Raw genomic sequence first — 24566 nt, 5'->3', positions numbered from 1 at the left:
GGCGCGACGCCGGGCCCTCTCTCATGCGCGTCAGGACGCCGGGTTGCCCGTCGACACGCTCAGCTCGATCTCCGGCATGTCCGACGGGTCGACATCCGTGCCGGCGGAGGGGAACTGGTCCATGACCGCCCCGTCGCCGTAGGTGTTCTCGTCCACGTACTTGATCTTCATCTTCCAGCCGGCCGCCTGGAAGCAGGACTTGACCGACTGGATGTACTTGAACTTGAAGTCCGGCACCCGGACCTTGTCGGGGTCGTTGTACGACTCATCCGGCTCGGAGCACTCGGTCGACTCGATCGTCTTGGAGGTGTCCGGGCCGCGGTAGTCCGCCGCCTTCGTCGCCGAGGGGGAGGCGCTGGAGCCACCGCTGCCGCCCTCGTCGTCGCCGCCGTTGAACGCGAGGCTCATGAGGAACGCGCCCACCACCACCACCGCGACCAGGGCCGACCCGATCACCACCGGCTTGTTGCCCTTGCCGCCGCCCGAGGGCAGCGGGGTCGAGGGCTGAGGGCTGAGGTTGTACGCCGGCGGCGTGGGCGGTCCCTGCTGGTGACCGTAGGCCGGGGCAGGCGTCTGGTAGCCGGGCTGCTGCGGGTAGCCGTAGGACGGCGGGGTCGGGGCGCCGTACGGGTTCGGGGTGTGCGCGGGCCGGTACGGCGTCTGCACGGGGCCGACGGGCGGCTGGGGCGTGTTCTGGCCGACCGGCGGGAACACCGCGGAGCCGACGCCCGAACCGCTCTGCACGGGGGTGCCCGGGACGATGCTCGGCGGGGCCGGCTGGAGCGAGGCGGCGATGCGCAGGCACTCGTCGCGCATGGCGACGGCGGTCGGGAAGCGTTCGTTCGGGTTCTTCTTCAGCGCGCGGGCGACCAGCGCGTCCACGGCCGGCGGCAGCGAACGGTTGATCGAGGAGGGCGCGACCGGCTCCTCCTGCACATGCGCGTACGCGATCGCCAGCGGCGAGTCCGCGTCGAACGGCAGCCGCCCGGTGACCAGTTGGAACAGCATGATGCCGACCGAGTACAGGTCGGAGCGGGCGTCCACGCCCCGTCCGAGGGCCTGTTCGGGCGAGAGGTACTGCGGGGTGCCGACGACCATGCCGGTCTGCGTCATCGACGTCACCCCGGACTGCATCGCGCGCGCGATGCCGAAGTCCATCACCTTGACGACGCCGCGCTTGGTCATCATCACGTTGCCCGGCTTGATGTCGCGGTGGACCAGCCCCATCTCGTGGCTGATCTCCAGCGCCGCCAGCACATCCGCGGTGATCTTCAGCGCCTTGTCGGCGGGCATCGCGCCCTGCTGCCGCACGTCCTCGTCGAGCACGGAGCCGAGCGGGCGGCCCTCGACGTACTCCATGACGATGTACGGCGTCGTCAGGCCGCCCATCTCGTCCTCGCCGGTGTCGAACACCGAGACGATGTTGGTGTGCGTGAGCTTGGCCACCGCCTGGGCCTCACGACGGAAACGCTCACGAAAGGCCTGCTCACGACCGAGTTCGGTGTGGAGCGTCTTGACCGCGACCTGGCGGTCCAGCACCGAGTCGTAGGCGAGGTGCACCGAGGCCATGCCGCCCTGGCCGAGCAGATCGCGCAGCTGATACCGGCCATTGGCCAGCGCCCGCCCCGCATGCGCGCCCTGTGCGCCGTCCTGGCTCATGTTCCGCGTCCCCCGTAGGCCCTTCAAGGCGCCGTCGTCCGCCACCGGCTGTCTCCGTGCCGTTGACTGCCGTTGATCGAAAGTGCTATTCCCGGCCAAGTCTGCCGCAGGGCACTGACACGTCAAGCTCGGTGCCCGTTCCGTGACCCTACGAGAAAGAAGCGTCGCGGAAGCGTTACAGGTGGCTCGCGGCCGGTACACAGAATTTGCACGCCGGCAGGGGGCACGGGTTTGATGACCGGTCCGTCCCGGACCGGAGGCGAGCCCGGCAGGGGCTCATCCAGGACCGGAGGCTTGCCCGGAGGCTGTAGCGTGGCCGACGGAGACCGTAACAACACCGCGCGCACCGCGGGCAGAAACGACGGCGAGGACTGATGGCACAGCAGCAGCCCCAGGGCCCGTCCGACCCCGAGGCGACTGGCGGCGGTATGGCAGACGCGCCGGAGAACTGGGGCAACGGCGGGCTGGTCGGCGACGGCCGTTATCGGCTGACCCGCAGACTCGGCCGGGGCGGTATGGCCGAGGTGTTCGCGGCCGAGGACGTACGACTCGGCCGCACCGTCGCGGTCAAACTGCTGCGCGCCGACCTCGCCGAGGACCCGACCTCCAAGGCCCGCTTCACGCGCGAGGCCCAGTCGGTGGCCGGCCTCAACCACCACGCGATCGTCGCCGTGTACGACTCCGGCGAGGACTTCGTCGGCGGCCAGAGCGTGCCGTACATCGTGATGGAGATCGTCGAGGGGCGCACGATCCGCGACCTGCTCCTCAACGCCGAGGCGCCCGGGCCCGAGCAGGCCCTGATCATCGTCTCCGGGGTGCTGGAGGCGCTCGCCTACTCGCACCAGCACGGCATCGTGCACCGCGACATCAAGCCGGCGAACGTGATCATCACGCACAACGGCGCCGTCAAGGTCATGGACTTCGGCATCGCGCGCGCCCTGCACGGCGCGTCCACCACGATGACGCAGACCGGCATGGTCATGGGCACCCCGCAGTACCTCTCCCCGGAGCAGGCGCTCGGCAAGGCCGTCGACTACCGCTCCGACCTGTACGCGACCGGCTGCCTCCTCTACGAACTGCTCGCGCTGCGCCCGCCGTTCATCGGCGAGACCCCGCTGTCGGTGGTCTACCAGCACGTCCAGGACATCCCGGTGCCGCCGTCGCAGACCTCCGAGGGCGAGTGCCCGCCGGAGCTCGACGGACTCGTCATGCGCTCGCTCGCCAAGGAGCCCGACGACCGTTTCCAGACGGCCGAGGAGATGCGCGGGCTCGTCCAGTACGCGCTGCAGATGCTGTACGACCAGGGCGGCCACACCGGCACCTGGAACACCGGCCCGGTCACGGTGCACGACGGCCGGGGCGCGGCCGCGCCCTTCGCGGGCACCGCCGTGATGCCCCAGCACGACGGCTCGATGACCTCGCAGATCCCGCAGCCGATCCTGCCCACGGGCTACGGCAGCGGCGACGACGGCGGCTTCGAGGGGCACGGCAACCGGGGCAGCGGCCGCGGCAAGCTGTGGATCCTGGCCGTCCTCGCGGTGATCGCCATCGCGGCGGGTGTCGCCCTCGCCCTGAACAACAAGGGCACGAACAGCGGCGACAACGAGACCACCGAGTCGCCCAGCGTCACCCAGTCGCAGACCTCCAAGGCCAGCGAGTCGCCGTCCGACGAGGCGACCGAGGAGTCCTCGGACGACACCTCCGACGACAGCACCGGCTCGGACTCCGGTTCGAACTACACCCCCTCGTACACGCCCTCGTACACCCCGTCGTACACGCCCTCCGAGACGGCCACCAGCGAGCCGACCGACACGCAGACCGACCCGGGGGCCTCCGAGGAGCCGACGGGCTCGGAGACCGACGGCACCGCTGACGGCGGTACCGGTGACGGCGGTACCGGCGACGGCGGCACCGACACGGGCACCACCCAGGGGACCACTCAGGGGAACACCACCCTCGGCGCCGTCGGCGGCTGACCGACCGGCCCCCCCTCTTTTCAGCCACGCGCGCGTGAAGCCCTTTCCGGGGCGGCACGCGCGCGTAGTGCATTCGGGGGACTCTTCCCGTGACCTGGGTCACCGGGATAACGTGCCCTTGTTCCGGCCCCCTGCAAGGCTGTGACCAGGGAGACTTCCCGATTTCGCGATTTGCTTGGAAATCCAAGTAAAAACGCAGGTCAGGAGGGGTTTCACAGAAATGTGGAGCACTGGGTAACGTGCCTGTTGCAGGGCGCTCGCCGGGGCACCTGTCACGCCTGTGCCGTTTTGGCCGCACCCACACCTGTGCGGCCGCAAAGACACAGGTGAGCCGCACTGGCACCCGGCGAACCCGGGATGCCGGACCGACGGAGGAGCACACGTGACCGTGGAGAGCACTGCCGCGCGCAAACCGCGACGCAGCGCCGGAACCAAGAGCACGGCCGGCAAGCGCACGACCGCAAGGAACGCGCCAGGCACGGACCCCGAGCTCGTACAGCTGCTGACGCCCGAGGGCGAGCGCGTCAAGAACGCCGCGTACGACAAGTACGTATCCGGCGTCACCCCCGAAGACCTCCGCGGCCTGTACCGCGACATGGTGCTCACCCGTCGCTTCGACGCCGAGGCCACCTCCCTGCAGCGCCAGGGCGAGCTCGGCCTGTGGGCCTCACTGCTCGGCCAGGAGGCCGCCCAGATCGGTTCGGGCCGCGCCCTGCGCGACGACGACTACGTCTTCCCCACCTACCGCGAGCACGGCGTCGCCTGGTGCCGCGGGGTCGACCCGACCAACCTGCTCGGCATGTTCCGCGGGGTGAACAACGGAGGCTGGGACCCCAACGGCAACAACTTCCACCTCTACACGATCGTCATCGGCTCCCAGACGCTCCACGCGACCGGGTACGCGATGGGCATCGCCAAGGACGGCGCGGACAGCGCGGTGATCGCCTACTTCGGCGACGGCGCGTCCAGCCAGGGCGACGTGGCCGAGTCCTTCACCTTCTCCGCCGTCTACAACGCGCCGGTGGTGTTCTTCTGCCAGAACAACCAGTGGGCGATCTCCGAGCCGACCGAGAAGCAGACCCGCGTCCCGCTCTACCAGCGCGCCCAGGGCTTCGGCTTCCCCGGCGTCCGCGTCGACGGCAACGACGTGCTGGCCTGCCTCGCGGTCACCCGCTGGGCCCTGGAGCGGGCCCGCAACGGCGAGGGCCCCACCCTCGTCGAGGCGTACACCTACCGCATGGGCGCCCACACCACCTCCGACGACCCGACCCGCTACCGCGGCGACGAGGAGCGGCTGGCGTGGGAGGCGAAGGACCCGCTCCTGCGGCTGCGCCGCCACCTGGAGGCCTCAAACCACACGGACGAGGGATTCTTCGCGGAACTCGAGGCCGAGAGCGAGGCGTTGGGCAGGCGAGTGCGCGAAGCGGTCCGTGCCATGCCGGACCCGGACCACTTCGCCATCTTCGAGAACGTGTACGCGGACGGGCACGCGCTCGTCGACGAGGAGCGGGCGCAGTTCGCCGCCTACCAGGCGTCGTTCGCGGACGAAGACGGGGGTAAGTGAGATGGCGCAGACCACGACAGCCAGGACCATGGCCCTGGCCAAGGCGATCAACGAATCGCTGCGGCACGCCCTGGAGACCGACCCGAAGGTCCTCGTCATGGGCGAGGACGTCGGCAAGCTCGGCGGTGTCTTCCGGGTGACGGACGGCCTGCAGAAGGACTTCGGCGAGAGCCGGGTCATCGACACCCCGCTCGCCGAGTCCGGCATCGTCGGCACCGCCATCGGCCTGGCCCTGCGCGGCTACCGCCCGGTGGTGGAGATCCAGTTCGACGGCTTCGTCTTCCCGGCCTACGACCAGATCGTCACCCAGCTCGCCAAGATGCACGCCCGTTCCCTGGGCAAGGTGAAGATGCCGGTCGTCGTCCGCATCCCCTACGGCGGCGGCATCGGCGCGGTCGAGCACCACTCCGAGTCCCCGGAGTCACTGTTCGCGCACGTCGCGGGCTTGAAGGTGGTCTCCCCCTCCAACGCCTCCGACGCGTACTGGATGATGCAGCAGGCCATCCAGAGCGACGACCCGGTGATCTTCTTCGAGCCCAAGCGCCGCTACTGGGACAAGGGCGAGGTCAACACCGAGGCCATCCCGGGCGAGCTGCACAAGGCCCAGGTCGTCCGCCCCGGCACCGACCTCACGCTCGCCGCCTACGGCCCGATGGTGAAGCTCTGCCTGGAGGCCGCCGACGCGGCCGCCGAGGAGGGCAAGAACCTGGAGGTCCTGGACCTGCGCTCGGTCTCGCCGCTCGACTTCGACTCCGTCCAGGCCTCCGTCGAGAAGACCCGCCGTCTGGTCGTGGTCCACGAGGCCCCGGTGTTCTTCGGCTCCGGCGCGGAGATCGCCGCCCGGATCACCGAGCGCTGCTTCTACCACCTGGAGGCCCCGGTGCTCCGGGTCGGCGGCTACCACGCCCCGTACCCGCCGGCCCGCCTGGAGGAGGAGTACCTGCCGGGCCTGGACCGGGTGCTCGACGCCGTCGACCGTGCCCTGGCGTACTGAGGAGAGGGTCGTGACGACGATGACGGAAGCGTCCGTACGCGAGTTCAAGATGCCGGACGTGGGCGAGGGCCTCACCGAGGCCGAGATCCTCAAGTGGTACGTCCAGCCCGGTGACACCGTCACCGACGGCCAGGTGGTGTGCGAGGTCGAGACGGCCAAGGCCGCCGTCGAACTGCCCATCCCCTACGACGGTGTGGTCCGCGCGCTCCACTTCCCCGAGGGCACCACGGTGGACGTGGGCACGTCGATCATCGCGGTGGACGTGACGGGCGGCGCGGCGCCCGCCGAGGCACCGGCGCCCGCCCAGGCGGCCGCAGCCCCGGCCGCCCCCGCCGCCGAGGAGAAGAAGCCGGTGGGTTCCGGCCGCCAGCCGGTGCTCGTCGGGTACGGCGTGGCCGCCTCCTCCACCAGGCGCCGCCCCCGCAAGAGCAGCGCGATCCCGGCCCAGGAGCCCGCGGCCGCGGCCGTGCAGTCCGAGCTGAACGGCCATGGCGGCGCCCCGGCGGTGCCCGCCCCGGCCGGCACGGAGCGCCCGCTGGCCAAGCCGCCGGTGCGCAAGCTGGCCAAGGACCTGGGCGTGGACCTCACGACGGTGGTCCCGACCGGCCCGGACGGCATCATCACGCGGGACGACGTGCACGCGGCGGCGGCCCCGCAGGCCACGGCGGCGGCACCGGCCCAGGCGCCCGCGCCGGTCACCCCGGCCCCGGCACCGGTCACGGCTCCCTTGCCGGCGCCCGTCGCCTCGTACGACGCGGTGCGCGAGACCCGTGTCCCGGTCAAGGGCGTCCGCAAGGCGACGGCGGCGGCGATGGTCGGCTCGGCGTTCACCGCTCCGCATGTCACCGAGTTCATCACGGTCGACGTGACGCGCACGCTCAAGCTGATCGAGGAGATCAAGCAGTCCCCCGACACGTACGACATGCGGGGGCTGCGGATCAACCCGCTGCTGCTGATCGCCAAGGCCCTGCTGGTCGCGATCCGGCGCCACCCGGAGATCAACGCCTCCTGGGACGAGGCGGCCCAGGAGATCGTGGTCAAGCACTACGTCAACCTGGGCATCGCGGCGGCCACCCCGCGCGGGCTGCTCGTGCCGAACATCAAGGACGCGCACGCCAAGACGCTGCCGCAGCTTGCCGAGTCCCTGAGCGAGCTGGTCTCCACCGCCCGCGAGGGCAGGACGTCCCCCGCCGCCATGCAGGGCGGCACGGTGACGATCACCAACGTCGGCGTCTTCGGCGTCGACACCGGCACCCCGATCCTCAACCCCGGCGAGTCGGCGATCCTCGCGGTCGGCGCGATCAAGCTCCAGCCGTGGGTCCACAAGGGCAAGGTGAAGCCCCGCCAGGTGACCACCCTGGCGCTGTCCTTCGACCACCGGCTGGTGGACGGGGAGCTGGGCTCCAAGGTGCTGGCCGACGTGGCGGCGATCCTGGAGGAGCCGAAGCGGCTGATCACCTGGGCGTGAGCGCCCCCTAGGGCCGCGGCTCCTCCTGGAGCCAGTGGCCGTTCGTCGTCCAGGCCAGCAGGAGGCGGCCGACGCCGTCGTCGGCGTGGCCGCCCTCCGCGACCTGGCGCAGACCGGTCACGGCCGGGGCGAGCCGGGCGCCGGCACGGCCCGGGTGGCGAGCGGCCTCCTCGGACAGCCAGCCGAGGGTCCGGGCCCGCTCCCGCGCCGTGCACAGGGAGAGCTGGAAGACCATCTGCCGCCAGGCGTAGGCCGCGTCCTTGATCGTGGCCAGGGGGAACGCCTGGCCGTGCACCCGGGCGGTCAGTCGGCACACGGTGACGAAGCTCCGGCGCGCCAGGTCCTCCCAGCCCGGGGCCGGGGCGATGCCGACCCGGTGGACCAGGGTGGCCAGGTTGTGCGTGGTGAGGATCTGCGCCTGCTCGATCACCTTGCCGTTCCCGGCCACCGACCAGCCGGAGGACCGGGACCAGGACCCCGCCGAGAACGCCTCCGCACGGTCCACGCACAACCGCCCGAACCCCGGCGAGGTCCGCGGCCCGGGCGGCCGGGTCCGCGCCTCGGCGGCCTCCACGATCGCGAGGTTGCGCACCGCCGCGTAGTCGATCCCGTAGTAGCGCTCGTAGAGCGAACCGCCGCCGAGCAGTTCCGCCGCCACCCGTGCCGCCGCGAGGAACTTGGGGCCGAACGCGCCGGCGAAGAGGTCGTTGGCCAGCTCCTCGACCAGGGGCGCCCCGAGTTCGGCCTGACGGGCCAGCACGGCCAGTTCGCGGACCAGCGGGTTCGGCAGGATCGTCCCGGGGAACGCCTGCACGGCCAGCTCGCCCAGCCGCCGCAGCGCGACCGCCGCCGGCTCGCCCGCCCCGCGCTCGGCCCGCTGCCCGGCCACGGCCCGCACCCACGGCAGCTCCTCGATCCGCACCTGCTGCTGAAGGCCCAGCAGGAGCAGCGAACGGCGGCCCGCGAACGCGCGGTGGTGCGCGACGGCCAGCGTGCGCAGGGCGCCGTCCGGGTAGGCCTCGGCGGCGGTGACCGCGACGAGCTGCGGGACGAGCTCGGCCAGCACCTCCGCCGACGGCACCAGACCGCGTTCCACCAGCGTCTCCGGGGCGGCGCTCAGCGCGCCCTCGACGGGCCGGCGGACACCGGCCGGGATCACCGCGCCCACGGGCAGCCCGGTCTCCCGTGCCTCCGCCTCGGTCACCGGGACGAGCAGCGGCGCGGGATCGGCCACGCCCACCGACTGCTCCAGCCCGGCCAGCCGGCGCAGCACCAGCTGGGCCAGCGCGTGGTGGGAGGGCAGCGCCGCCTGCGCGGCCTGCTCCCGGCGCAGTGCCGTGTGCGGGGCGGAACCGGGCCGTCCGCGCCGCCGCACCATCGAGGTGACGGCGTGCCGCAGCAGCCCGAGCTGGCGCGGGTCCGGCCCCCGGCCGGTGACGGCCTGGTCCAGCCCGTCCCGCAGGATCGCCAGATTCTGCTTGTGGTCCAGGTGTTTGGTGCAGTGCGTGTGACGGCGGGCCAGCTCGCGGTAGCGCCACAGCAGATCGCCTGCGCGCACGTACCAGTCCAGGTGGGCGGCCCGCTCCGGGACGTGGACGACACCCTCGTCGTCGGCGGTCTCCAGCCAGTGCGCGAGGAGTGCGTCGCCGAACGGCTGCCACACGGTCAGTGCCTCCCGCTGGGTCTCCACGGCCTTGCTGGGCCGGCGCCGCGCGAGGGTCCGACCGGCGTCGGCGACGGTCTGCCGGTGCACGGCGTCCGCCTCGGGCACGGGCCGGGTCGCCGGCCGGGGGGTGAACCGCAGCCGTCCGGCGAAGGGGGCGAGTTCCGCGACGAGGGCCGCCGCCGCCTCGGGCTGTCCTGCGCGGGCCAGCCAGGCCACGGTGAGCAGAGCGGCCTCCTCCGGCACGGTCACCTCGTAGTGTCCGCTGTCCAGGAGGTCGTAGAGCCGGCCCAGGCCGTCGGCGGACAGCCAGTACGTGAACAGGGCCTGCCGCTCGCGCGGCACCCCGGCCCGGCGAGCCGCCTCGGTCTCGTACTCCGTCAGGGGCCCGGAGGCGCTGGGCTCGCCGGTGGCGAAGCCGCCGCGCAGGACCTCCGGCGTCACCCACGCGGGCAGGCCGGCGACGGGTGTGCGGGAGCCGATCGTGAGGACGCCCTCCGCCATGCCGGCGAGCACGGACCGCCAGGAGCGGCCCCGGTCCTCGGCGCGGCGGCGGGTGGCGGGGTCGGCGTGGGTGAGCGCGGTCCTGAGCGCCCTGGCCAGTTCCCCGGCGGCGTACGCCGGGTCGGCCTGGGCGAGGTGCTGCTGGTCAGCGTCGCTGTTCATAAGCCGACGTGGCGGGTGCCGCCCCCGCTCCCTCCGGGTCTCGAGCCCGGCGCTCTGCTGTTGAGCTACACGTCGATCGGCCGACGTGGCGGGTTCCGCCCCCGCGCCCTCCGGGTTTGCAGCCCGGCGCTCTGGCTGACTGAGCTACACGTCGATGACGCCGACGCTATGGGCCGAACGGGCGTGCGGACAACCGGGTTTCCCCGGTCCCCCGTACGCCCGTGGCCCCTGCGCACGTATCCCCATGCACCCGTAGGCCCGTAGGCCCGTGGGCGCGTAGGCGCGTGCGCCCGTATGCCCGTGCGCCCGTATGCCCGTGCGCCCGTAGGCGCGTGCGCCCGTAGGCTCGTGCCCTACCCGACGCCCTGCGCCGGCACGTGGACCGTCTCCACCCGGCTCGCCACCAGCCGTTCGCGTTCGCGGCGGGCCGCCTTCCGGCGCAGCCGCAGGATCTGGCTGACGCCCAGCGCCTGGAGGACGAACACCGAGGAGAAGGCGATGGTGTAGTCGTCACCGGTGGCGTCCAGCAGGACACCGATCGCGAACAGGGTCGTCATGGAGGCCGTGAAACCACCCATGTTGGTGATGCCGGAGGCGGTGCCCTGACGCTCGGGCGGGTTCGCGGGGCGTGCGAAGTCGAAGCCCAGCATCGAGGCGGGGCCACAGGCGCCGAGGACCGCGCAGAGGACGACGAGCAGCCACATCGGCGCGTGGTCGCCGGGGTGGGCCAGGGTCGCCGCCCACACCAGGGCCGTCGCGCCCACCGTGCCCAGCGCCAGCGGGAGCCGCGCGCCGTGGTGCCGGGCGACGATCTGGCCGTAGACCAGACCCACGACCATGTTGCAGAGCACCACCAGCGTCAGCAGTTCACCGGCCGTCGCCCGGGACAGTCCCTGCGCCTCCACGAGGAACGGCAGGCCCCACAGCAGCAGGAACACCATCGCCGGGAACTGGGTCGTGAAGTGCACCCACAGGCCGAGCCGCGTCCCCGGCTCCCGCCAGGACGCGGCGATCTGGCGCCGCACGTACGCGGCGCCGTGGTGCGGGAACGGCTCGGGCTCGTGGCCCTCGGGGTGGTCCTTGAGGAACAGGACGAGCAGGACGAGGACGACCACACCCGCGAGCGCGCTGCCCGCGAACGCCGCCGTCCAGCCGATCCCGTGCAGCAGCCGGGCCAGCAGCAGGGTGGAGACCAGGTTGCCCGCCATGCCGGCGAGACCGGCGAACTGGGCGACCAGGGGGCCGCGGCGGGCCGGGAACCAGCGGCTGCCGAGGCGCAGCACGCTGATGAACGTCATCGCGTCCCCGCAGCCGAGCAGCGCCCGCGAGGCGAGCGCCGTGCCGTACGACGGGGAGAAGGCGAAGCCCAGTTGACCGGCGGTGAACAGCACCACGCCGATCGTCAGCACCCGCTTGGTGCCGAGGCGGTCCACCAGCAGGCCGACGGGTATCTGCATGCCGGCGTAGACCAGGAGCTGGAGGATCGAGAAGGTCGACAGGGCCGAGGCGTTCACATGGAAGCGGTCGGCCGCGTCGAGGCCGGCGACCCCCAGCGACGTACGGAAGATGACGGCGACGAAGTAGACCGCGACCCCGATCCCCCACACGGCTACCGCGCGCCGTCCCCCGGGGGGATCACCCGGAAGAGTGGAGTGGGATCCACCGCGGTTGACGCTCATCGGACTTCGCCCCGGGCCAGGTGGGAGAACCAGCCGACGTGCCGGTGGACGATGGCCACGGCCGCCTCCGCGTCGCCCGCGCGCAGTGCCCGGAGGATCTCCTCGTGCTCCGTCAGTGTCTTCGCGATGCGGTCGGGGTGGGAGTGCAGGACGGCGACGCCCATGCGCAGCTGACGGTCGCGGAGCTGGTCGTAGAGGCGGGAGAGGATCTCGTTGCCGCCGCTGCGGACGATCTCCGCGTGGAAGCAGCGGTCCGTGACCGCGGCCGCGGCGAGATCGCCGGCCGCGGCCTGCTCCTTCTGCTTCGCGAGCAGTTCCTCCAGGCGCTCGACGAGGCCGGGCGGCGCGGGGACCGCCTTGCGCGCCGCGTGCTCCTCGACCAGCAGCCGGGTCTCCACGACGTCCGCGATCTCCTGGGCGGAGACCGGCAGGACCAGGGCGCCCTTCTTCGGGTACAGCTTGATCAGGCCCTCGACCTCCAGCCGGAGCAGGGCCTCGCGCACGGGCGTTCGGGAGACCCCGACCGCTTCGGCCAGTTCGCCCTCGGTGAGGAGGGTGCCGCCCTCGTAACGGCGGTCCAGGACACCCTGTTTGACGTGGGTGTAGACGCGGTCGGCGGCGGGCGGTCGCTTGAGGGAGACGGGGGCGGGCGGGGCTGAGGGTGGCATGTCCACAGAATAGATACAACACGTACGCATCGCAGCGGCCGTCCACCATGCGGGACCGCGCCTCGGGTAGTCAGAAATTCGTCCCAGCGGGCGCACAACCTTCTGTGCTACTTACGTGTCACACACGTGCGGCCCCACCAACTTTCCCCATGCCAACTCGGCCGCACTCAGGGGCATTCAACATAATCGGGGTATTTCAGTTGATAACCGCCACCAAGGGCATCCGAGTTCGAGCCGCCGCCGTCGTCGCCACGGCCAGTGCAGTGCTCGCCGGAGGAGTCCTCACCGCGGCTCCCGCGCAGGCCGTCACGACGCCCACCATCACCGCCAAGGGCGGGTTCCTGATGAACAGCGCGACGGGCAAGACGCTGTTCACCAAGGCCGCCGACACGCCTAGGCTCACGGCCTCCACCACGAAGGTCATGACCGCGAAGGTCGTGCTCTCCCAGGCGAACCTGAACCTGGACACCAAGGTCACCATCAAGCAGGCGGTCAGCGACTACATGGTCCGCGAGGGCTACCCGTCGTCGGCCCGGCTGATCGTCGGCGACAAGGTCACCGTCCGCCAGCTGCTGTACGGGATGATGCTGCCGTCCGGCTGCGACGCGGCGATGGCCCTCGCCGACAAGTTCGGTACCGGCTCGACGGTCGCGGCCCGCACCAAGAACTTCATCGCCAAGATGAACACCATGGCCAAGAGCCTGGGCATGAATCACACGAAGTTCGACTCGTTCGACGGCCTCAGCAACGGCGCCAACGCCTCGACGCCGCGGGACCTGACGCTGCTCGCCCGCAGCGTGATGAAGAACTCCACGTTCAAGGCCGTCGTGAAGACCAAGTCGTACACGGCGAAGACGATCACCAAGACTGGCACCACGCGCAGGATGGATCCCTGGGTCAACACCAACACGCTGCTCGGCTGGAACGGCACGCTCGGCGTGAAGACCGGCTCCGGTACTGAGGCCAAGTACTGCCTCATCTTCGCGGCCACGCTCAACGGCGAGTCGGTCATGGGCGCCGTCCTCACGGCCCCCGACGCCGCGAGCCGCACGGCCGACGTGAAGAAGCTGATCAACTACGGCTACGCCAAGATCAGCTGACGTTCGCAGGTACTACGGAACGGGCCCGCCGTGGGGATCACGGCGGGCCCGTTCCGTCGTCCCGCGCCCCTCAGCCGATCTCGTACTCGAACCACACCCGGTGCGTCCCGTCGGCCTCCACGGCCAGGCCCCCGGTGCCCGTGATTCCGGCCAGCGCGCCGGTGCCGCTGGACGGGACGACGGTGAAGAACTCCGCGCTGCGGTCGCTGCCCGACGTGGTCGCCGAGTGCACGAAGTTGAAGGCGCCCTCCAGGCCGTTCAGCGAGCCCTCGAACGACTCCATGGCCACATAGGTGCCGACCCCGGTGGTCTGGTCGAAGGCGGCCGTGAACAGGGTCGCCGAACGCCCGGTGACCTCCCCCTCGTACCGCTTCTCCATGGTCGCGACGCCGACCGGCAGGGCCGTGGCCACCGCCGGCTCGGGGGTCAGTTCCGTCGGGGTGAACGACTGCACGCTGAAGGTTCCGTCGGCTCTCATACGCCGACCGTACCGAGCACCACCGACAGCGGCGGGGAACGCTACCTGGTCACCGCGAAGTTCCGCAGGATCGCCGCCGTCAGCGCCGGCTCCCCCTCCGCCTTCACCCGGTCCGCGACGGCCTCCGCCGTCACCCGGCCGCAGGCCAGCCGGACGTACGTCTCCCAGTCGAGGGCGAAGGAGGCGGCGGGGCCGAGCGCCGGGGCGGTCTCCAGGGTGCCGCGGCCCTGCATGTCGACCCGGACGGTGCGCAGGAACTCGATCGGACCGTGCACGTCGAAGACGACGGCGGAGCTGCGCGGCGCGTCGGCGCGCTCGGCGACGACGGCCGGCAGCTCGCCGAGGAGCACGTCACGGGCGATGTGCGCGCCGGGGGAGTCCAGGTTGCCCGGGCGGCCGAGGGCGGCGCGCAGGTCCTGCTCGTGCACCCACACGTTGAACGCGTGGCCGCGCATGGACTCCTCCAGCGTCAGCTCCGCACCGAGGGGTCCGCGGACGACCGTCCCCGGCTGGCGGGACTCGTTGCGCAGCTGGCGGTTTCGCCGGATGATCATCAGCTCCAGCTCGGAGGTCATCTCGGGCGCGGTGTGGTGCCGGCGCACGTCGACCTGCATCTCCATGTACCGCTGGAGATCGGTGGTGACGTGGAAAAGGTCCCGGGGCAGTGAGTGGATCGGGCGGGGGTCGCCGTACATCTCACTGTCGAGGCCGATGACATGCGAGACCACATCGCGGACCGACCAGCCGGGGCACGGGGTCCGCCAGTTCCACTCGCCCTCCACGAGCGGCTGCACCAGCTCGGATATCGCTTCGATGGAGTGGGTCCAGGCGTCGGCGTAGGGCTGGAGGGTGGGATGCAGACTCACGGAACGGGACCCCTCGGCGGTCGGTACACGGGCAGATTGGTGACGTCGGGTGGCGGCGTTGCCAGCGGGAGGCGGCGTACGGGCGGCGGCTGTCGGCGGGTGTCGTGAAACGCTAAGTTACGCTGCTGTGAGGCACCCCGGCAGTGCTTTCGTGTGACGATCGTAGGCCCGTGTGGACTACTCGAATGCCAGGACGGTGGTAGTGTGCGCGCCTCTCTGATCCAGATCGCCGTGGATGAGGGCGAATCGGTCGAATCGCGGCGGGCACGGGTCGCCTCGCTGGTGCGGGAGCAGGCCGGGGCCGCGGATCTCGTGGTGCTGCCGGAGCTGTGGACGACCGGGGCCTTCGCCTACGAGGAGTTCGGCAGCGAGGCCGAGCCCCTGGAGGGGCCCACGTACGAGGCGATGGCCAAGGCCGCGAGTGACGCGGGTGTGTGGCTGCACGCGGGCTCGATCCCCGAGCGTGACCCCGAGGGCCCCCTCTACAACACGTCCCTCGTCTTCTCCCCCTCGGGTGAGCTCGCCGCCGCCTACCGCAAGATCCACCGCTTCGGCTTCGACAAGGGCGAGGCCGTGCTGATGGGAGCGGGCCGGGAGCTGGTGACGGTCCGTCTCCCGGAGACGACCGTCGGTCTCGCCACCTGCTACGACCTCCGTTTCCCCGAACTCTTCCGCGGTCTCGTCGACGCCGGCGCCGAGACCCTCGTCGTCTCCGCGGGCTGGCCGGAGCGCCGCCGGGCGCACTGGACGCTGCTGGCCCAGGCGCGGGCGGTCGAGAACCAGGCGTTCGTGCTCGCGTGTGGAACGGCCGGGACGCACGCCGGAGTTCCCCAGGCGGGTCACTCGATCGTGGTGGATCCGTGGGGCGAGGTGCTGGGCCAGGCCGGCCCCGGCGAGGAGATCCTCACCGTCGACCTCGACCCGGCGAAGGTCGCCACGACCCGTGAGCAGTTCCCGGCCCTGAAGGACCGCGTGCTGGGCCTCGAGCGGCCTTAGGGCCCTTCTGACGGATCAGGAACGACCTAGTCGCCTTCCCGGTCCTTCTCGGCCAGGTGGATCACGCACACCGTCACCGCGATCAGCAGCGCCGGGTCCGCGTCCTCCCGGACGACGTCGACGCCGTACGTCTCCCGGATGTGCAGCCACCGCCGGGAGACGACGGCGAGGAGCTCACCCTCGTACTCGACGGCGAACTCCCGGTCGAGGATCTTCCCGCTGACGTCGAGCACGGTCTGCCCGTCCGCCAGGGACACCCGGTAGTGGTTGCGCAGCAGCGACAGCCGTTTGCGGCGGACGGTGGCCAGCGGCTCGCCGTCCCGCTCGATCACCATCGTGTCCCGCAGGGCGAACATCTTCTGGCGGATGTCGATCAGGACCCGCCCCTGGGTGTCCTTCAGCTCGAAGGTGTCCCGCAGCCGCATCGCCTTGCCGTCGACGAGGAACACCCTGTTGCCCTGGTCGTCCTCGATCCAGTAGTCGTCACCGAAGGCCAGGAGCCGGTCGCGTACGAGGAATCTCATGTCGGTACTGCTTCCCCCGGCTGAGAGGATCTTTTCGGGAGGGGGCGGGAAATGATCGGACGGATGAACCGGCTGTGGCCGTCGGCCGCCGGTGCGGGGGCGCTGCTGGCGGGCCTGTCGGGATGCGCCGACCCCGCGGTGTGCGCCGGTGTGGGGGTGGTGTCCCAGGTCGGTGTGTTCTTCGTGCAGGACGGATACGGCGACCTCACGGGGGCCGCCTACGAGCTGTGCACCCGGGGAAAGTGCGAGCAGGGCACGCTGGACCCGGAGCGCATCAGCCAGATCGGCCTCCCGCTGCCGGACGACGTCGACCCCGGCTCCGCCCCGGTCCGTTTCCGGGTCACCCGCGCGGGCGCCGCCACCCCCGTCATCGACGAGTCCGTCGACGTACGCCTCCTCCACCAGTCCGACGGCTGCGGCGGTGGCGGTTACGCCCGGGGGCTCGCCTTCACCCGGGAGGACGGACTGCTGAAGACCGTTCCGAAAGCCGTGTGGCGGGCATGGCTCAAGCAAGCGAGGGAACCCCGCCCGCCGGACCGAACCGCCTCCGGTACGCCGACGGGCTGAGGCCGGTCTCACGGCGTACACGCGCGCGTAGGTTCGCTGCCGTGCCCAGGCCGCTCCTCGCCGCGACGACGTCGAGCCGTTCCTCGCCCCGCTCGATGAGCCGGCAGGCGAGCGCCACCCGTTCGCCGGTCAGCCAGGTGAGGGGGGTGGTGCCGAGCTGGGCGCGGAAGCGGCGGTGCAGGGTGGCGGGGGAGACCGCGGCACGGGCCGCGAGAGCGGCCACCGTCAGGGGTTCGGCGAGCCGCGCCCGGGCCCACTCCAGCAGCGGTGCCAGCGACTCGTCCGGCACGTCCGGCAGGGGCCGCTCCACGAACTGCCGCTGCCCGCCGTCCCGGTGTGCGGCGAACACCAGCCGCCGGGACACCGCGTCGGCGATCTCCGCGCCGTGGTCGCGCTGCGCGAACCGGCCGGCGAGCGCACGGTCGTCCTCCCGAAAAGCTCCGTCTTCACGGTCCCGCGCGGCACCGAGCACAAGCCGTACGCCCCCGTCCCCACCGAGATCCTCCTCCTCGAACCGACCGGCACCTCCACCGTCGGAGACCGCCACGCCACGATCCCGTCCCACGTGGACGCGACGACGGGCCACCCCCTCACGGGCTGACCGTCAGTCGCCGGCCTGGAGTTCCACCCGGTGCCGGATGTAGGCGTCCGGGTGGGCCCGGGCCAGCGCCACCGCCCGGTCCACCAGAGCGTGCAGGTGGTCCTGGTGGGCCGACCTGCGGAGCGGCAGGATCGGGAGGATGCAGCGCTGCACGTGCACGTCCTCGCTGCTCACGAACGCGCGCAGAGCGGCCTCGTGCCACTCGGCCACCAGGGCCGAGCGGTCGCCGGGCCGGTCCGCGCCGTCGCCGCCGGGGTGCTCCGCCCGCACCTGGGGCATCCGCAGGCGCAGGGCGGTCCAGTACCAGGCCCGCGCTGCTCCCGCGCGCTCATGGTCCGTGCCCGTCGTCAGGTACCGGAGCAGCGCGCCCCGCACGCGCGTGTACCCGAACGCGTTCAGCGCCGGCTCGACGAACTGGCGGTTGAAGCTCGGGTCGGGATCGTGCACGGCCGCCTCGAGCAGTACGTCGAAGGACTCCTCGGAAAGGGTCAGACCCCGGCGGCACGCCGTGCGCAACGCCGTCCGGGCCCGATGCACCCGGGTCCACCCCTCCCCGCCCTCCGATGCGGGACCGACCTGGAGCCCGAGACCGCGCACCACGTCCATCAGGCGCGCCTCGAACACCGCCCGCCGGTCCTCCGCGTTTCCCGGCAGCGCCATGAACACCCGTTCCTCCGGCGCCGTCCCGCTCCCGCTCTCGTCCCCGGACACCCGTCGCCCCCTCCCGTACCCGCATCGGATCCCGCTGTCGTACCCGGGTGGCAAGCTTGGCAGCATGAAGGATTCCGTCCCCGTGCCCACCCCCGCGCCCGCGCCCCGTCGTGTCCGTGTCCGCGCTCCCGAGCTGGTCGGCGAGGGTGGCTGGCTGAACACGGGCGGGGAGCGGTACAGCCTGGCCGACCTGCGCGGACGTATCGTCGTCCTCGACTTCTGGACCTTCTGCTGCATCAACTGTCTGCATGTCCTCGACGAGCTGCGCGAGCTGGAGGAGAAGCACCGGGACACGGTCGTCGTGGTCGGGGTGCACTCGCCGAAGTTCGTGCACGAGGCCGAGCACCGGGCCGTGGTGGACGCCGTGGAGCGGTACGGGGTGACGCATCCGGTGCTGGACGATCCCGAGCTCGCCACCTGGAAGCAGTACGCGGTGCGGGCGTGGCCGACGCTGGTCGTGATCGACCCGGAGGGCTATGTGGTCGCGCAGCACGCCGGTGAGGGGCATGTGCACGCGATCGAGCGGCTGGTGACGGAGCTGGAGGCCGAGCACGGGGCGAAGGGGACGCTGCGGCGCGGCGACGGGCCGTATGTGGCGCCCGAGCCGGAGCCGACGGCTCTGCGGTTCCCGGGCAAGGCGCTGGTGCTGCCCGGCGGGACCTTCCTGGTCAGTGACACCACCCGGCATCAGCTCGTGGAACTGGCCGCCGACGGGGAGGGCGTCGTGCGGCGGATCGGGTCCGGGGTGCGGGGGTTGGCGGACGGGACGGCGGCGACGGCGGCGTTCAACGAGCCCCAGGGCCTCGCGCTCCTCGACGACTCCACCGTGGTCGTCGCCGACACCGTCAACCACGCGCTGCGCCGCCTCGACCTCACGACTGGGGACGTGACCACCCTCGCGGGGACCGGGAAGCAGTGGTGGCAGGGGTCGCCGACGGCGGGGCCCGCCCGGGACATCGATCTGTCCTCGCCGTGGGACGTGGCCGTCTTCGACGGGCGGGTGTGGATCGCCATGGCGGGCGTCCACCAGCTCTGGGCCTACGACCCGGCCGACGGGACGGTGGCCGTCGCCGCCGGCACCACCAACGAGGGGCTGGTGGACGGGCCGGTCGCCGAGGCCTGGTTCGCGCAGCCGTCGGGGCTGGCCGCCACCCCGGACCGGCTGTGGCTCGCCGACTCCGAGACGTCCGCGCTGCGCTGGGTGGACCGGGAGGGGGTCGTGCACACCGCCGTCGGCACCGGGCTGTTCGACTTCGGGCACCGGGACGGGGCGGCCGGGCAGGCGCTGCTCCAGCATCCGCTGGGTGTCACCGTGCTGCCCGACGGGTCGGTCGCCGTCAGCGACACCTACAACCACGCCCTGCGCCGCTACGACCCGGCGACCGGCGAGGTCACCACCCTCGCCACGGACCTGAGGGAGCCCAGCGACGCCGTGCTCGCCGGGGACGACATCGTGGTGGTGGAGTCGGCCCGGCACCGGCTGACCCGGCTGCGGCTGCCCGAGGAGGCGATACGGGTGGACTCCGTCGCGCACCGGACCAGGCGGGCGGCGACGGAGGTCGCGCCGGGCACGCTACGGCTGGACGTGATCTTCCAGGCGCCCGCCGGGCAGAAGCTGGACACCCTCCCCCGCGCTCGAACCGACGCGCGCGGGGGTACCCCCATCGGGCCGTCGACCCGGCTGCTGGTCTCCTCGACGCCGCCGGAGCTGCTGCTGAAGGGCGGGGGCGCGGACACCGGCCTCTCCCGCACGCTGGAGCTCGATCCGGCGGTCGGGGAAGGCGTGTTGCACGTGTCGGCCATGGCCGCCTCCTGCGACGACGACCCGGCGACCGAGTATCCCGCCTGCCATGTCCACCAGCAGGACTGGGGAGTTCCGGTCCGCGTCACCGAAGGCGCGGCGGACCGGCTGCCGTTGGTCCTGGCCGGGACGGACCCCGACCAGTAGGCCTCCGGGCGGGCCGCGCGCAGCGGCGGCGCGGGCGTGGGGCCGGCTGTGAATCCCGTTCGTGACGAGCTGTCAGGAAGGTGGGGGCCACGAGGGTGTGTCAGAAGGGGGATGTCAGAAAGGGGGTTCCCTGCGCCGGTCGCCCTCGATGACGGTGGTGGGCGGCGGGACCACCACCCGCCGGCGCCGGGCGATGCTGCTGAACGTGGTCACGCCGATCAGCCCCACGATCATCAGGATGACGCCGACCAGGTCGAGGTTGACCCCCTGCATGTCCCAGTCGGTCGCGAAGGTCAGGATCGCTCCCACGGCGATGAGGATGATGCACCCGCCGAGGCCCATGAGTGTCGCCTCCCCTGTAGCGCGGCCGGCCCTTCCGGCCACCGCCTGCGGGTACCCCCTCCCTCGTGAACTAGGCGCGGTCTAGCCCTCCAGGAACGCCACCAGCGCGTTCGTCAGCAGGTACGGGTCGGCGTCGCCGCACAACTCCCGGGCGCTGTGCATGGACAGGATGGCCACGCCGATGTCGACGGTCCGGATCCCGTGCCGGGCAGCGGTGATGGGGCCGATGGTCGTGCCGCAGGGCATGGAGTTGTTGGAGACGAACGACTGGAACGGCACGCCCGCCTTCTCGCAGGCGGCGGCGAACACGGCGCGGCCGGTGCCGTCCGTGGCGTAGCGGTTGTTGACGTTGACCTTGAGGATGGGGCCGCCGTTGACGCGCGGGTGGTGCGTCGGGTCGTGCCGCTCCGCGTAGTTGGGGTGGACCGCGTGACCGGTGTCGGAGGACAGACACACCGTGCCCGCGAAGGCCCTGGCCCGGTCCTCGTACGACCCTCCGCGCGCCAGAACGGAACGTTCCAGCACGGTGCCGAGCAGCGGTCCGTCGGCGCCGGTGTCGGACTGCGAGCCGTTCTCCTCGTGGTCGAAGGCGGCGAGCACCGGGATGTACGGCAGGTCGGCGCCGCTCGTCGCGACGGCCGTCAGGGCCGCCGTAGCGGCGTGCACGGACAGCAGGTTGTCCATGCGCGGCCCGGCCACCAGCTCCTGGTCGCGGCCCAGGTAGGCGGGCGGCTCCACGGAGTGGGTCATCAGGTCCCAGCCGGTGACCTCGCCCGCGGGAACGCCCGCCTCCTCCTCCAGGAAGGCGATCAGGTCGCCGTCGCGCACATCGTGCCCGAGGCCCCAGACCGGCTGGAGGTGGCGCTGCTTGTCGAGCTTGAGGCCGTCGGTGTTGACCGCGCGGTCGAGGTGGATGGCGAGCTGGGGGACCCGCAGCAGCGGGCGGCCCACGTTCACCAGCCGGGTCGAGCCGTCCCGCAGGGTGAGCCGGCCCGCGATGCCGAGGTCGCGGTCGAGCCAGGAGTTCAGCAGGGGCCCGCCGTAGATCTCCACGGCCACCTGGCGCCAGCCGTGCGCGCCGGTGTCGGGCAGCGGCTTGACGCGCAGGTTCGGGGAGTCGGTGTGGGCGCCGACGATCCGGAAGGGGGTGTGCGGCGCGGCGCCCTCGGGGACGTACCAGGCCACGATCGCGCCCCCGCGCAGGACGTACTTCCCGCCGGACGTCCCGTCCCAGGCGTCCGTCTCGGCGACCTGCCTGAAACCTGCCTTCTCCAGCCGCGCGGCCGCGTTCGCGACGGCGTGGTACGGCGACGGGCTCACCGTGAGGAAGGACATCAGGTCGTCGGTGTGGCCGCGGTCGAAGCGGGCGGGTGCGCTCATGGGGTTCACCTTAACGACGTACGAGGGCCCGCTCCCGGTCACGGGAACGGGCCCTCATGAGGACGATGTGGAGGGACAGGCCCTGCCCGGCGGCTCCCGTGCGGGAACGTGGGCCGGGTGGGGGACCGGCGCCGCATTTCTAGCATGCCGCGCCGGATCCCGGGCCGGGACGGCTCAGAACATCAGAACGCGGCCTCGTCCAGCTCCATCAGGTCCAGCTCGACACCCTCGGCGATCTTGCGGGCCAGGGTGACGCCGGGCAGGACGTTGGCCGCGAAGAACTTCGCCGCCGCGATCTTGCCGGTGTAGAAGGGCGTGTCCTTCCCGGAGGCGGTCTCCAGCTTCTCGGCGGCGACCGCGGCACCCTTGAGCAGCAGGTAGCCGACGATCACATCGCCGGAGGCGAGCAGCAGGCGGGTGGTGTTCAGGCCCACCTTGTAGATGTTCTTGACGTCCTGCTCGGTGGCCGCGAGGTCGGTCAGCATCAGGCCGACGATGGCCTCCAGCTCGACGGCGGCCTTGGCGAGGTGCTCGCGGGCACCGGCCAGCTCCTCGCCGCCGGTCCCCAGCGCCAGGAACTTCTTGATGTCCTCGGCGAGCGAGTTCAGCGCGGCGCCCTGGTTGCGGACGATCTTCCGGAAGAAGTAGTCCTGGCCCTGGATCGCGGTGGTGCCCTCGTACAGGGTGTCGATCTTGGCGTCGCGGATGTACTGCTCGATCGGGTACTCCTGGAGGAACCCGGAGCCGCCGAAGGTCTGCAGGGACTGGGCGAGCTGCTCGTAGCCCTTCTCGGAGCCGTAGCCCTTGACGATGGGCAGGAGCAGGTCGTTCAGCGCGTGCTCGGCCTTGGCGTCCTCGCCGGCCGCCTCCTTGACCGCGATCGCGTCCTGCACCGACGCCGTGTACAGCACCAGGGCGCGCATGCCCTCGGCGTACGCCTTCTGCGTGATCAGCGAGCGGCGCACGTCGGGGTGGTGGGTGATGGTGACCTTGGGCGCGGACTTGTCCATGAAGTTCGCGAGGTCGGGACCCTGGACGCGCTCCTTGGCGTACTCCAGCGCGTTGAGGTAGCCGGTCGACAGGGTCGAGATGGCCTTCGTGCCGACCATCATCCGGGCGAACTCGATGATCCGGAACATCTGGCGGATGCCGTCGTGCTTGTCGCCGATCAGCCAGCCCTTGGCGGGGTGCCGGTCGCCGAAGGTCATCTCGCAGGTGTTGGAGGCCTTCAGGCCCATCTTGTGCTCGACGTTCGTGGCGTAGACGCCGTTGCGCTCGCCCAGCTCGCCGGTCTCGACGTCGAAGAGGTACTTCGGGACGAGGAACAGGGACAGCCCCTTGGTGCCGGGGCCGGCGCCCTCGGGCCGCGCGAGCACGTAGTGGAGGATGTTCTCCTCCATGTCGTGCTCACCGGAGGTGATGAACCGCTTCACGCCCTCGATGTGCCAGGAGCCGTCCTCCTGCGGGACCGCCTTCGTCCGCCCGGCGCCGACGTCCGAACCCGCGTCGGGCTCGGTCAGCACCATGGTGGAGCCCCAGGTCCTCTCCACGGCGAGCTGGGCGATCTTCTTCTGTACGTCGTTGCCCTCGTCGTAGAGGATGCCGGCGAACGCCGGGCCGGAGGAGTACATCCACACGGCCGGGTTCGAGCCGAGGATCAGCTCCGCGTACGACCAGATCAGCGACGGCGGGGCGGTGGTGCCGCCGATCGCCTCGGGCAGGCCCAGGCGCCAGTACTCCGACTCCATGAAGGCCTTGTACGACTTCTTGAAGGACGGCGTGACCGGGGCGGTGTTGGTCTCCGGGTCGAAGACCGGCGGGTTGCGGTCGGCGTCGGCGAAGGACTCCGCGAGCTCGTTCTCGGCGAGGCGGGTGAGCTCCTCGAGGATGCTCTTCGCGGTCTCGGTGTCCATCTCCTCGAACGGGCCGGTGCCGTACAGCTTGTCGCGTCCCAGTACTTCGAAGAGGTTGAACTCGATGTCGCGGAGATTCGACTTGTAGTGCCCCATGGCGACGGCTCCGTAGAGAGATCGGCGAGGCACTTGATCCTCGCGCCAGTTCACTTACCAACTAGTAGCTCCCGATGATGCTACCCGTCGGTAATAAGTCGCAACCCCGATCCGGTCATCTGTGACGGTTCACACCGGCGCGCTGGGTACGCTTGCGCCCATGTACGGATACGGCCAGCCCATGGACATGGGTGCTGCTCAGCAGCAGCAGTACGCCCCGCCGCCGAACCAGCAGATGCCCGGCGGGTACGGGCAGCAGGCGCCCCTGTACCCCGAGCCGTCCCCGCCCTCCCTCGCCGACGCCGTCCGTGCCTTCACCACGGGCCAGCTGGCCGCGGAGGACTTCCAGCAGGTCTTCGCGACCTCCAAGGTCTACTGCCCGCGCGGCGACAACCCCGGCTTCCTCGCCCTGCACAACACCCAGCAGCCGGTCATCCCGATGTTCACCTCGCTCAAGGAGCTGCGCCGCTACGCGGGCAAGGAGTCCAAGTACTTCGTCATCACCGGCGCCGAGGTCATCGACCTCCTCCCCACCGGCTACGGCTTCGTCCTCGACATGGAGGGCGAGCACCGGATGGTGTTCGACGCGAAGGCGGTCGAGCAGATGGTGGAGTTCGCGATGCGCAGGATGTACGGCTGAGCCGGACGCGGGGCTGAGCGGAGGCCTCCGCTCCGGCGTCGGCGCGGAAACCCGTTGCCGGGTTGTC

Annotated in this window: 20 protein-coding genes, 2 tRNA genes and 2 pseudogenes; 10 read left to right on the top strand and 14 right to left on the bottom strand. The window is 71.5% G+C overall.

The genetic code is table 11. The features are described from left to right. Positions 1-30: 30 nt before the first annotated feature. Positions 31-1659, bottom strand: coding sequence for a Stk1 family PASTA domain-containing Ser/Thr kinase (locus OG852_RS23940; RefSeq protein ID WP_330348915.1), 1629 nt, complete (start codon positions 1657-1659; stop codon positions 31-33). A gap of 374 nt (positions 1660-2033) precedes the next feature. Between OG852_RS23940 and OG852_RS23935 the strand changes: the two genes are divergently transcribed. From OG852_RS23935 to OG852_RS23920, 4 genes are all read left to right on the top strand, one after another. Further along, a complete protein-coding gene (locus tag OG852_RS23935; protein ID WP_133910999.1) occupies positions 2034-3635 on the top strand; it encodes a protein kinase domain-containing protein in 1602 nt (533 codons plus the stop codon). Between the two features lie 382 nt (positions 3636-4017). Next, positions 4018-5199 carry a pyruvate dehydrogenase (acetyl-transferring) E1 component subunit alpha gene (gene pdhA / locus OG852_RS23930; protein ID WP_133910998.1) on the top strand — a complete coding sequence of 394 codons (1182 nt, stop codon included), beginning with the start codon at positions 4018-4020 and terminating at the stop codon, positions 5197-5199. A gap of 1 nt (position 5200) precedes the next feature. Continuing rightward, positions 5201-6193, top strand: coding sequence for an alpha-ketoacid dehydrogenase subunit beta (locus OG852_RS23925; RefSeq protein ID WP_133910997.1), 993 nt, complete (start codon positions 5201-5203; stop codon positions 6191-6193). A 10-nt stretch (positions 6194-6203) separates the two neighbouring features. After that, entirely contained in the window at positions 6204-7661 is a 1458-nt protein-coding gene (locus OG852_RS23920; protein ID WP_133910996.1) for a dihydrolipoamide acetyltransferase family protein, read from the top strand. A gap of 7 nt (positions 7662-7668) precedes the next feature. Here OG852_RS23920 and OG852_RS23915 read toward each other — a convergent pair whose 3' ends face one another. From OG852_RS23915 to OG852_RS23895, 5 genes are all read right to left on the bottom strand, one after another. Then, positions 7669-9990 (bottom strand): hypothetical protein, encoded by a 2322-nt coding sequence (locus tag OG852_RS23915; RefSeq protein WP_330348914.1) that lies wholly within the window; start codon positions 9988-9990, stop codon positions 7669-7671. A 3-nt stretch (positions 9991-9993) separates the two neighbouring features. Beyond that, positions 9994-10065 (bottom strand) — tRNA-Ser (locus tag OG852_RS23910). 5 nt (positions 10066-10070) lie between these two features. Beyond that, positions 10071-10144: transfer RNA gene (locus OG852_RS23905), tRNA-Cys, on the bottom strand. Positions 10145-10343: 199 nt separating this feature from the next. Continuing rightward, positions 10344-11669 (bottom strand): MFS transporter, encoded by a 1326-nt coding sequence (locus OG852_RS23900; RefSeq protein WP_330348913.1) that lies wholly within the window; start codon positions 11667-11669, stop codon positions 10344-10346. After that, the gene (locus OG852_RS23895) at positions 11666-12337 is read right to left on the bottom strand and encodes a GntR family transcriptional regulator (RefSeq protein WP_330348912.1); all 672 of its coding nucleotides are present in this window, start codon (positions 12335-12337) and stop codon (positions 11666-11668) included. Before OG852_RS23895 ends, OG852_RS23900 begins: the two co-directional genes overlap by 4 nt. Positions 12338-12537: 200 nt before the next feature. On the opposite strand from OG852_RS23895, the gene OG852_RS23890 reads away from it, so the two are divergent. Next, the gene (locus OG852_RS23890) at positions 12538-13437 is read left to right on the top strand and encodes a D-alanyl-D-alanine carboxypeptidase family protein (protein WP_330348911.1); all 900 of its coding nucleotides are present in this window, start codon (positions 12538-12540) and stop codon (positions 13435-13437) included. Positions 13438-13507: 70 nt separating this feature from the next. Here the strand turns inward: OG852_RS23890 and OG852_RS23885 are convergent, their stop codons facing one another. Together OG852_RS23885 and OG852_RS23880 are read right to left on the bottom strand one after the other, a co-directional pair. Beyond that, entirely contained in the window at positions 13508-13915 is a 408-nt protein-coding gene (locus tag OG852_RS23885; RefSeq protein WP_133910991.1) for a DUF3224 domain-containing protein, read from the bottom strand. A 41-nt stretch (positions 13916-13956) separates the two neighbouring features. After that, on the bottom strand, positions 13957-14781 hold the full coding sequence (locus OG852_RS23880) for a maleylpyruvate isomerase family mycothiol-dependent enzyme (RefSeq protein WP_133910990.1): 825 nt from the start codon (positions 14779-14781) through the stop codon (positions 13957-13959). 204 nt (positions 14782-14985) lie between these two features. Between OG852_RS23880 and OG852_RS23875 the strand changes: the two genes are divergently transcribed. Continuing rightward, positions 14986-15777, top strand: a complete 792-nt coding sequence (locus OG852_RS23875) for a carbon-nitrogen family hydrolase (protein WP_133910989.1) — start codon at positions 14986-14988, stop codon at positions 15775-15777. Between the two features lie 26 nt (positions 15778-15803). Here the strand turns inward: OG852_RS23875 and OG852_RS23870 are convergent, their stop codons facing one another. Beyond that, positions 15804-16301 (bottom strand): LURP-one-related/scramblase family protein, encoded by a 498-nt coding sequence (locus tag OG852_RS23870; RefSeq protein ID WP_133910988.1) that lies wholly within the window; start codon positions 16299-16301, stop codon positions 15804-15806. 51 nt (positions 16302-16352) lie between these two features. On the opposite strand from OG852_RS23870, the gene OG852_RS23865 reads away from it, so the two are divergent. Then, complete coding sequence (locus OG852_RS23865; protein ID WP_330348910.1) at positions 16353-16868, top strand: hypothetical protein; 516 nt, start codon at positions 16353-16355, stop codon at positions 16866-16868. On the opposite strand, the pseudogene OG852_RS23860 reads toward OG852_RS23865, so the two are convergent. Next, a pseudogene (locus tag OG852_RS23860) lies at positions 16807-17265 on the bottom strand (helix-turn-helix domain-containing protein); the annotation flags it as partial. The gene OG852_RS23865 and the pseudogene OG852_RS23860 overlap by 62 nt on opposite strands. Between OG852_RS23860 and OG852_RS23855 the strand changes: the two are divergent. Further along, positions 17257-17469: pseudogene (locus tag OG852_RS23855) on the top strand (cupin domain-containing protein); the annotation flags it as partial. The pseudogenes OG852_RS23860 and OG852_RS23855 sit on opposite strands and share 9 nt — an antisense overlap. A 3-nt stretch (positions 17470-17472) precedes the next feature. On the opposite strand, the gene OG852_RS23850 reads toward OG852_RS23855, so the two are convergent. Then, complete coding sequence (locus OG852_RS23850; protein WP_330348909.1) at positions 17473-18129, bottom strand: hypothetical protein; 657 nt, start codon at positions 18127-18129, stop codon at positions 17473-17475. A gap of 115 nt (positions 18130-18244) precedes the next feature. Here OG852_RS23850 and OG852_RS23845 point away from each other — a divergent pair, with 115 nt between their 5' ends. After that, positions 18245-20128, top strand: coding sequence for an NHL domain-containing thioredoxin family protein (locus OG852_RS23845; RefSeq protein WP_330348908.1), 1884 nt, complete (start codon positions 18245-18247; stop codon positions 20126-20128). Between the two features lie 114 nt (positions 20129-20242). Here the strand turns inward: OG852_RS23845 and OG852_RS23840 are convergent, their stop codons facing one another. The 3 genes from OG852_RS23840 to OG852_RS23830 all read right to left on the bottom strand — a co-directional run bounded on the left by OG852_RS23840 (position 20243) and on the right by OG852_RS23830 (position 23859). After that, entirely contained in the window at positions 20243-20470 is a 228-nt protein-coding gene (locus OG852_RS23840; RefSeq protein ID WP_330348907.1) for a DUF6458 family protein, read from the bottom strand. 81 nt (positions 20471-20551) lie between these two features. Beyond that, positions 20552-21850, bottom strand: coding sequence for a M18 family aminopeptidase (locus tag OG852_RS23835; RefSeq protein WP_133910985.1), 1299 nt, complete (start codon positions 21848-21850; stop codon positions 20552-20554). A gap of 182 nt (positions 21851-22032) precedes the next feature. Further along, positions 22033-23859 (bottom strand): acyl-CoA dehydrogenase, encoded by a 1827-nt coding sequence (locus OG852_RS23830; protein ID WP_133910984.1) that lies wholly within the window; start codon positions 23857-23859, stop codon positions 22033-22035. A gap of 160 nt (positions 23860-24019) precedes the next feature. Here OG852_RS23830 and OG852_RS23825 point away from each other — a divergent pair, with 160 nt between their 5' ends. Further along, positions 24020-24499 carry an SseB family protein gene (locus OG852_RS23825; RefSeq protein WP_133910983.1) on the top strand — a complete coding sequence of 160 codons (480 nt, stop codon included), beginning with the start codon at positions 24020-24022 and terminating at the stop codon, positions 24497-24499. Positions 24500-24566 lie beyond the last annotated feature (67 nt).

It is taken from the genome of Streptomyces sp. NBC_00582 (assembly GCF_036345155.1).
Lineage (GTDB): Bacteria > Actinomycetota > Actinomycetes > Streptomycetales > Streptomycetaceae > Streptomyces.
This window is presented reverse-complemented; position numbering and strand designations above follow the sequence as displayed.

Bases quoted from the DNA above. Each gene is read 5' to 3' on its own strand.
- OG852_RS23940 (WP_330348915.1), bottom strand. From the start codon at position 1,659: ATGAGCCAGGACGGCGCACAGGGCGCGCATGCGGGGCGGGCGCTGGCC.
- OG852_RS23935 (WP_133910999.1), top strand. From the start codon at position 2,034: ATGGCACAGCAGCAGCCCCAGGGCCCGTCCGACCCCGAGGCGACTGGC.
- OG852_RS23925 (WP_133910997.1), top strand. From the start codon at position 5,201: ATGGCGCAGACCACGACAGCCAGGACCATGGCCCTGGCCAAGGCGATC.
- OG852_RS23915 (WP_330348914.1), bottom strand. From the start codon at position 9,990: ATGAACAGCGACGCTGACCAGCAGCACCTCGCCCAGGCCGACCCGGCG.
- OG852_RS23900 (WP_330348913.1), bottom strand. From the start codon at position 11,669: ATGAGCGTCAACCGCGGTGGATCCCACTCCACTCTTCCGGGTGATCCC.
- OG852_RS23895 (WP_330348912.1), bottom strand. From the start codon at position 12,337: ATGCCACCCTCAGCCCCGCCCGCCCCCGTCTCCCTCAAGCGACCGCCC.
- OG852_RS23885 (WP_133910991.1), bottom strand. From the start codon at position 13,915: ATGAGAGCCGACGGAACCTTCAGCGTGCAGTCGTTCACCCCGACGGAA.
- OG852_RS23870 (WP_133910988.1), bottom strand. From the start codon at position 16,301: ATGAGATTCCTCGTACGCGACCGGCTCCTGGCCTTCGGTGACGACTAC.
- OG852_RS23865 (WP_330348910.1), top strand. From the start codon at position 16,353: ATGATCGGACGGATGAACCGGCTGTGGCCGTCGGCCGCCGGTGCGGGG.
- OG852_RS23850 (WP_330348909.1), bottom strand. From the start codon at position 18,129: ATGGCGCTGCCGGGAAACGCGGAGGACCGGCGGGCGGTGTTCGAGGCG.
- OG852_RS23845 (WP_330348908.1), top strand. From the start codon at position 18,245: ATGAAGGATTCCGTCCCCGTGCCCACCCCCGCGCCCGCGCCCCGTCGT.
- OG852_RS23840 (WP_330348907.1), bottom strand. From the start codon at position 20,470: ATGGGCCTCGGCGGGTGCATCATCCTCATCGCCGTGGGAGCGATCCTG.
- OG852_RS23835 (WP_133910985.1), bottom strand. From the start codon at position 21,850: ATGAGCGCACCCGCCCGCTTCGACCGCGGCCACACCGACGACCTGATG.
- OG852_RS23830 (WP_133910984.1), bottom strand. From the start codon at position 23,859: ATGGGGCACTACAAGTCGAATCTCCGCGACATCGAGTTCAACCTCTTC.
- OG852_RS23825 (WP_133910983.1), top strand. From the start codon at position 24,020: ATGTACGGATACGGCCAGCCCATGGACATGGGTGCTGCTCAGCAGCAG.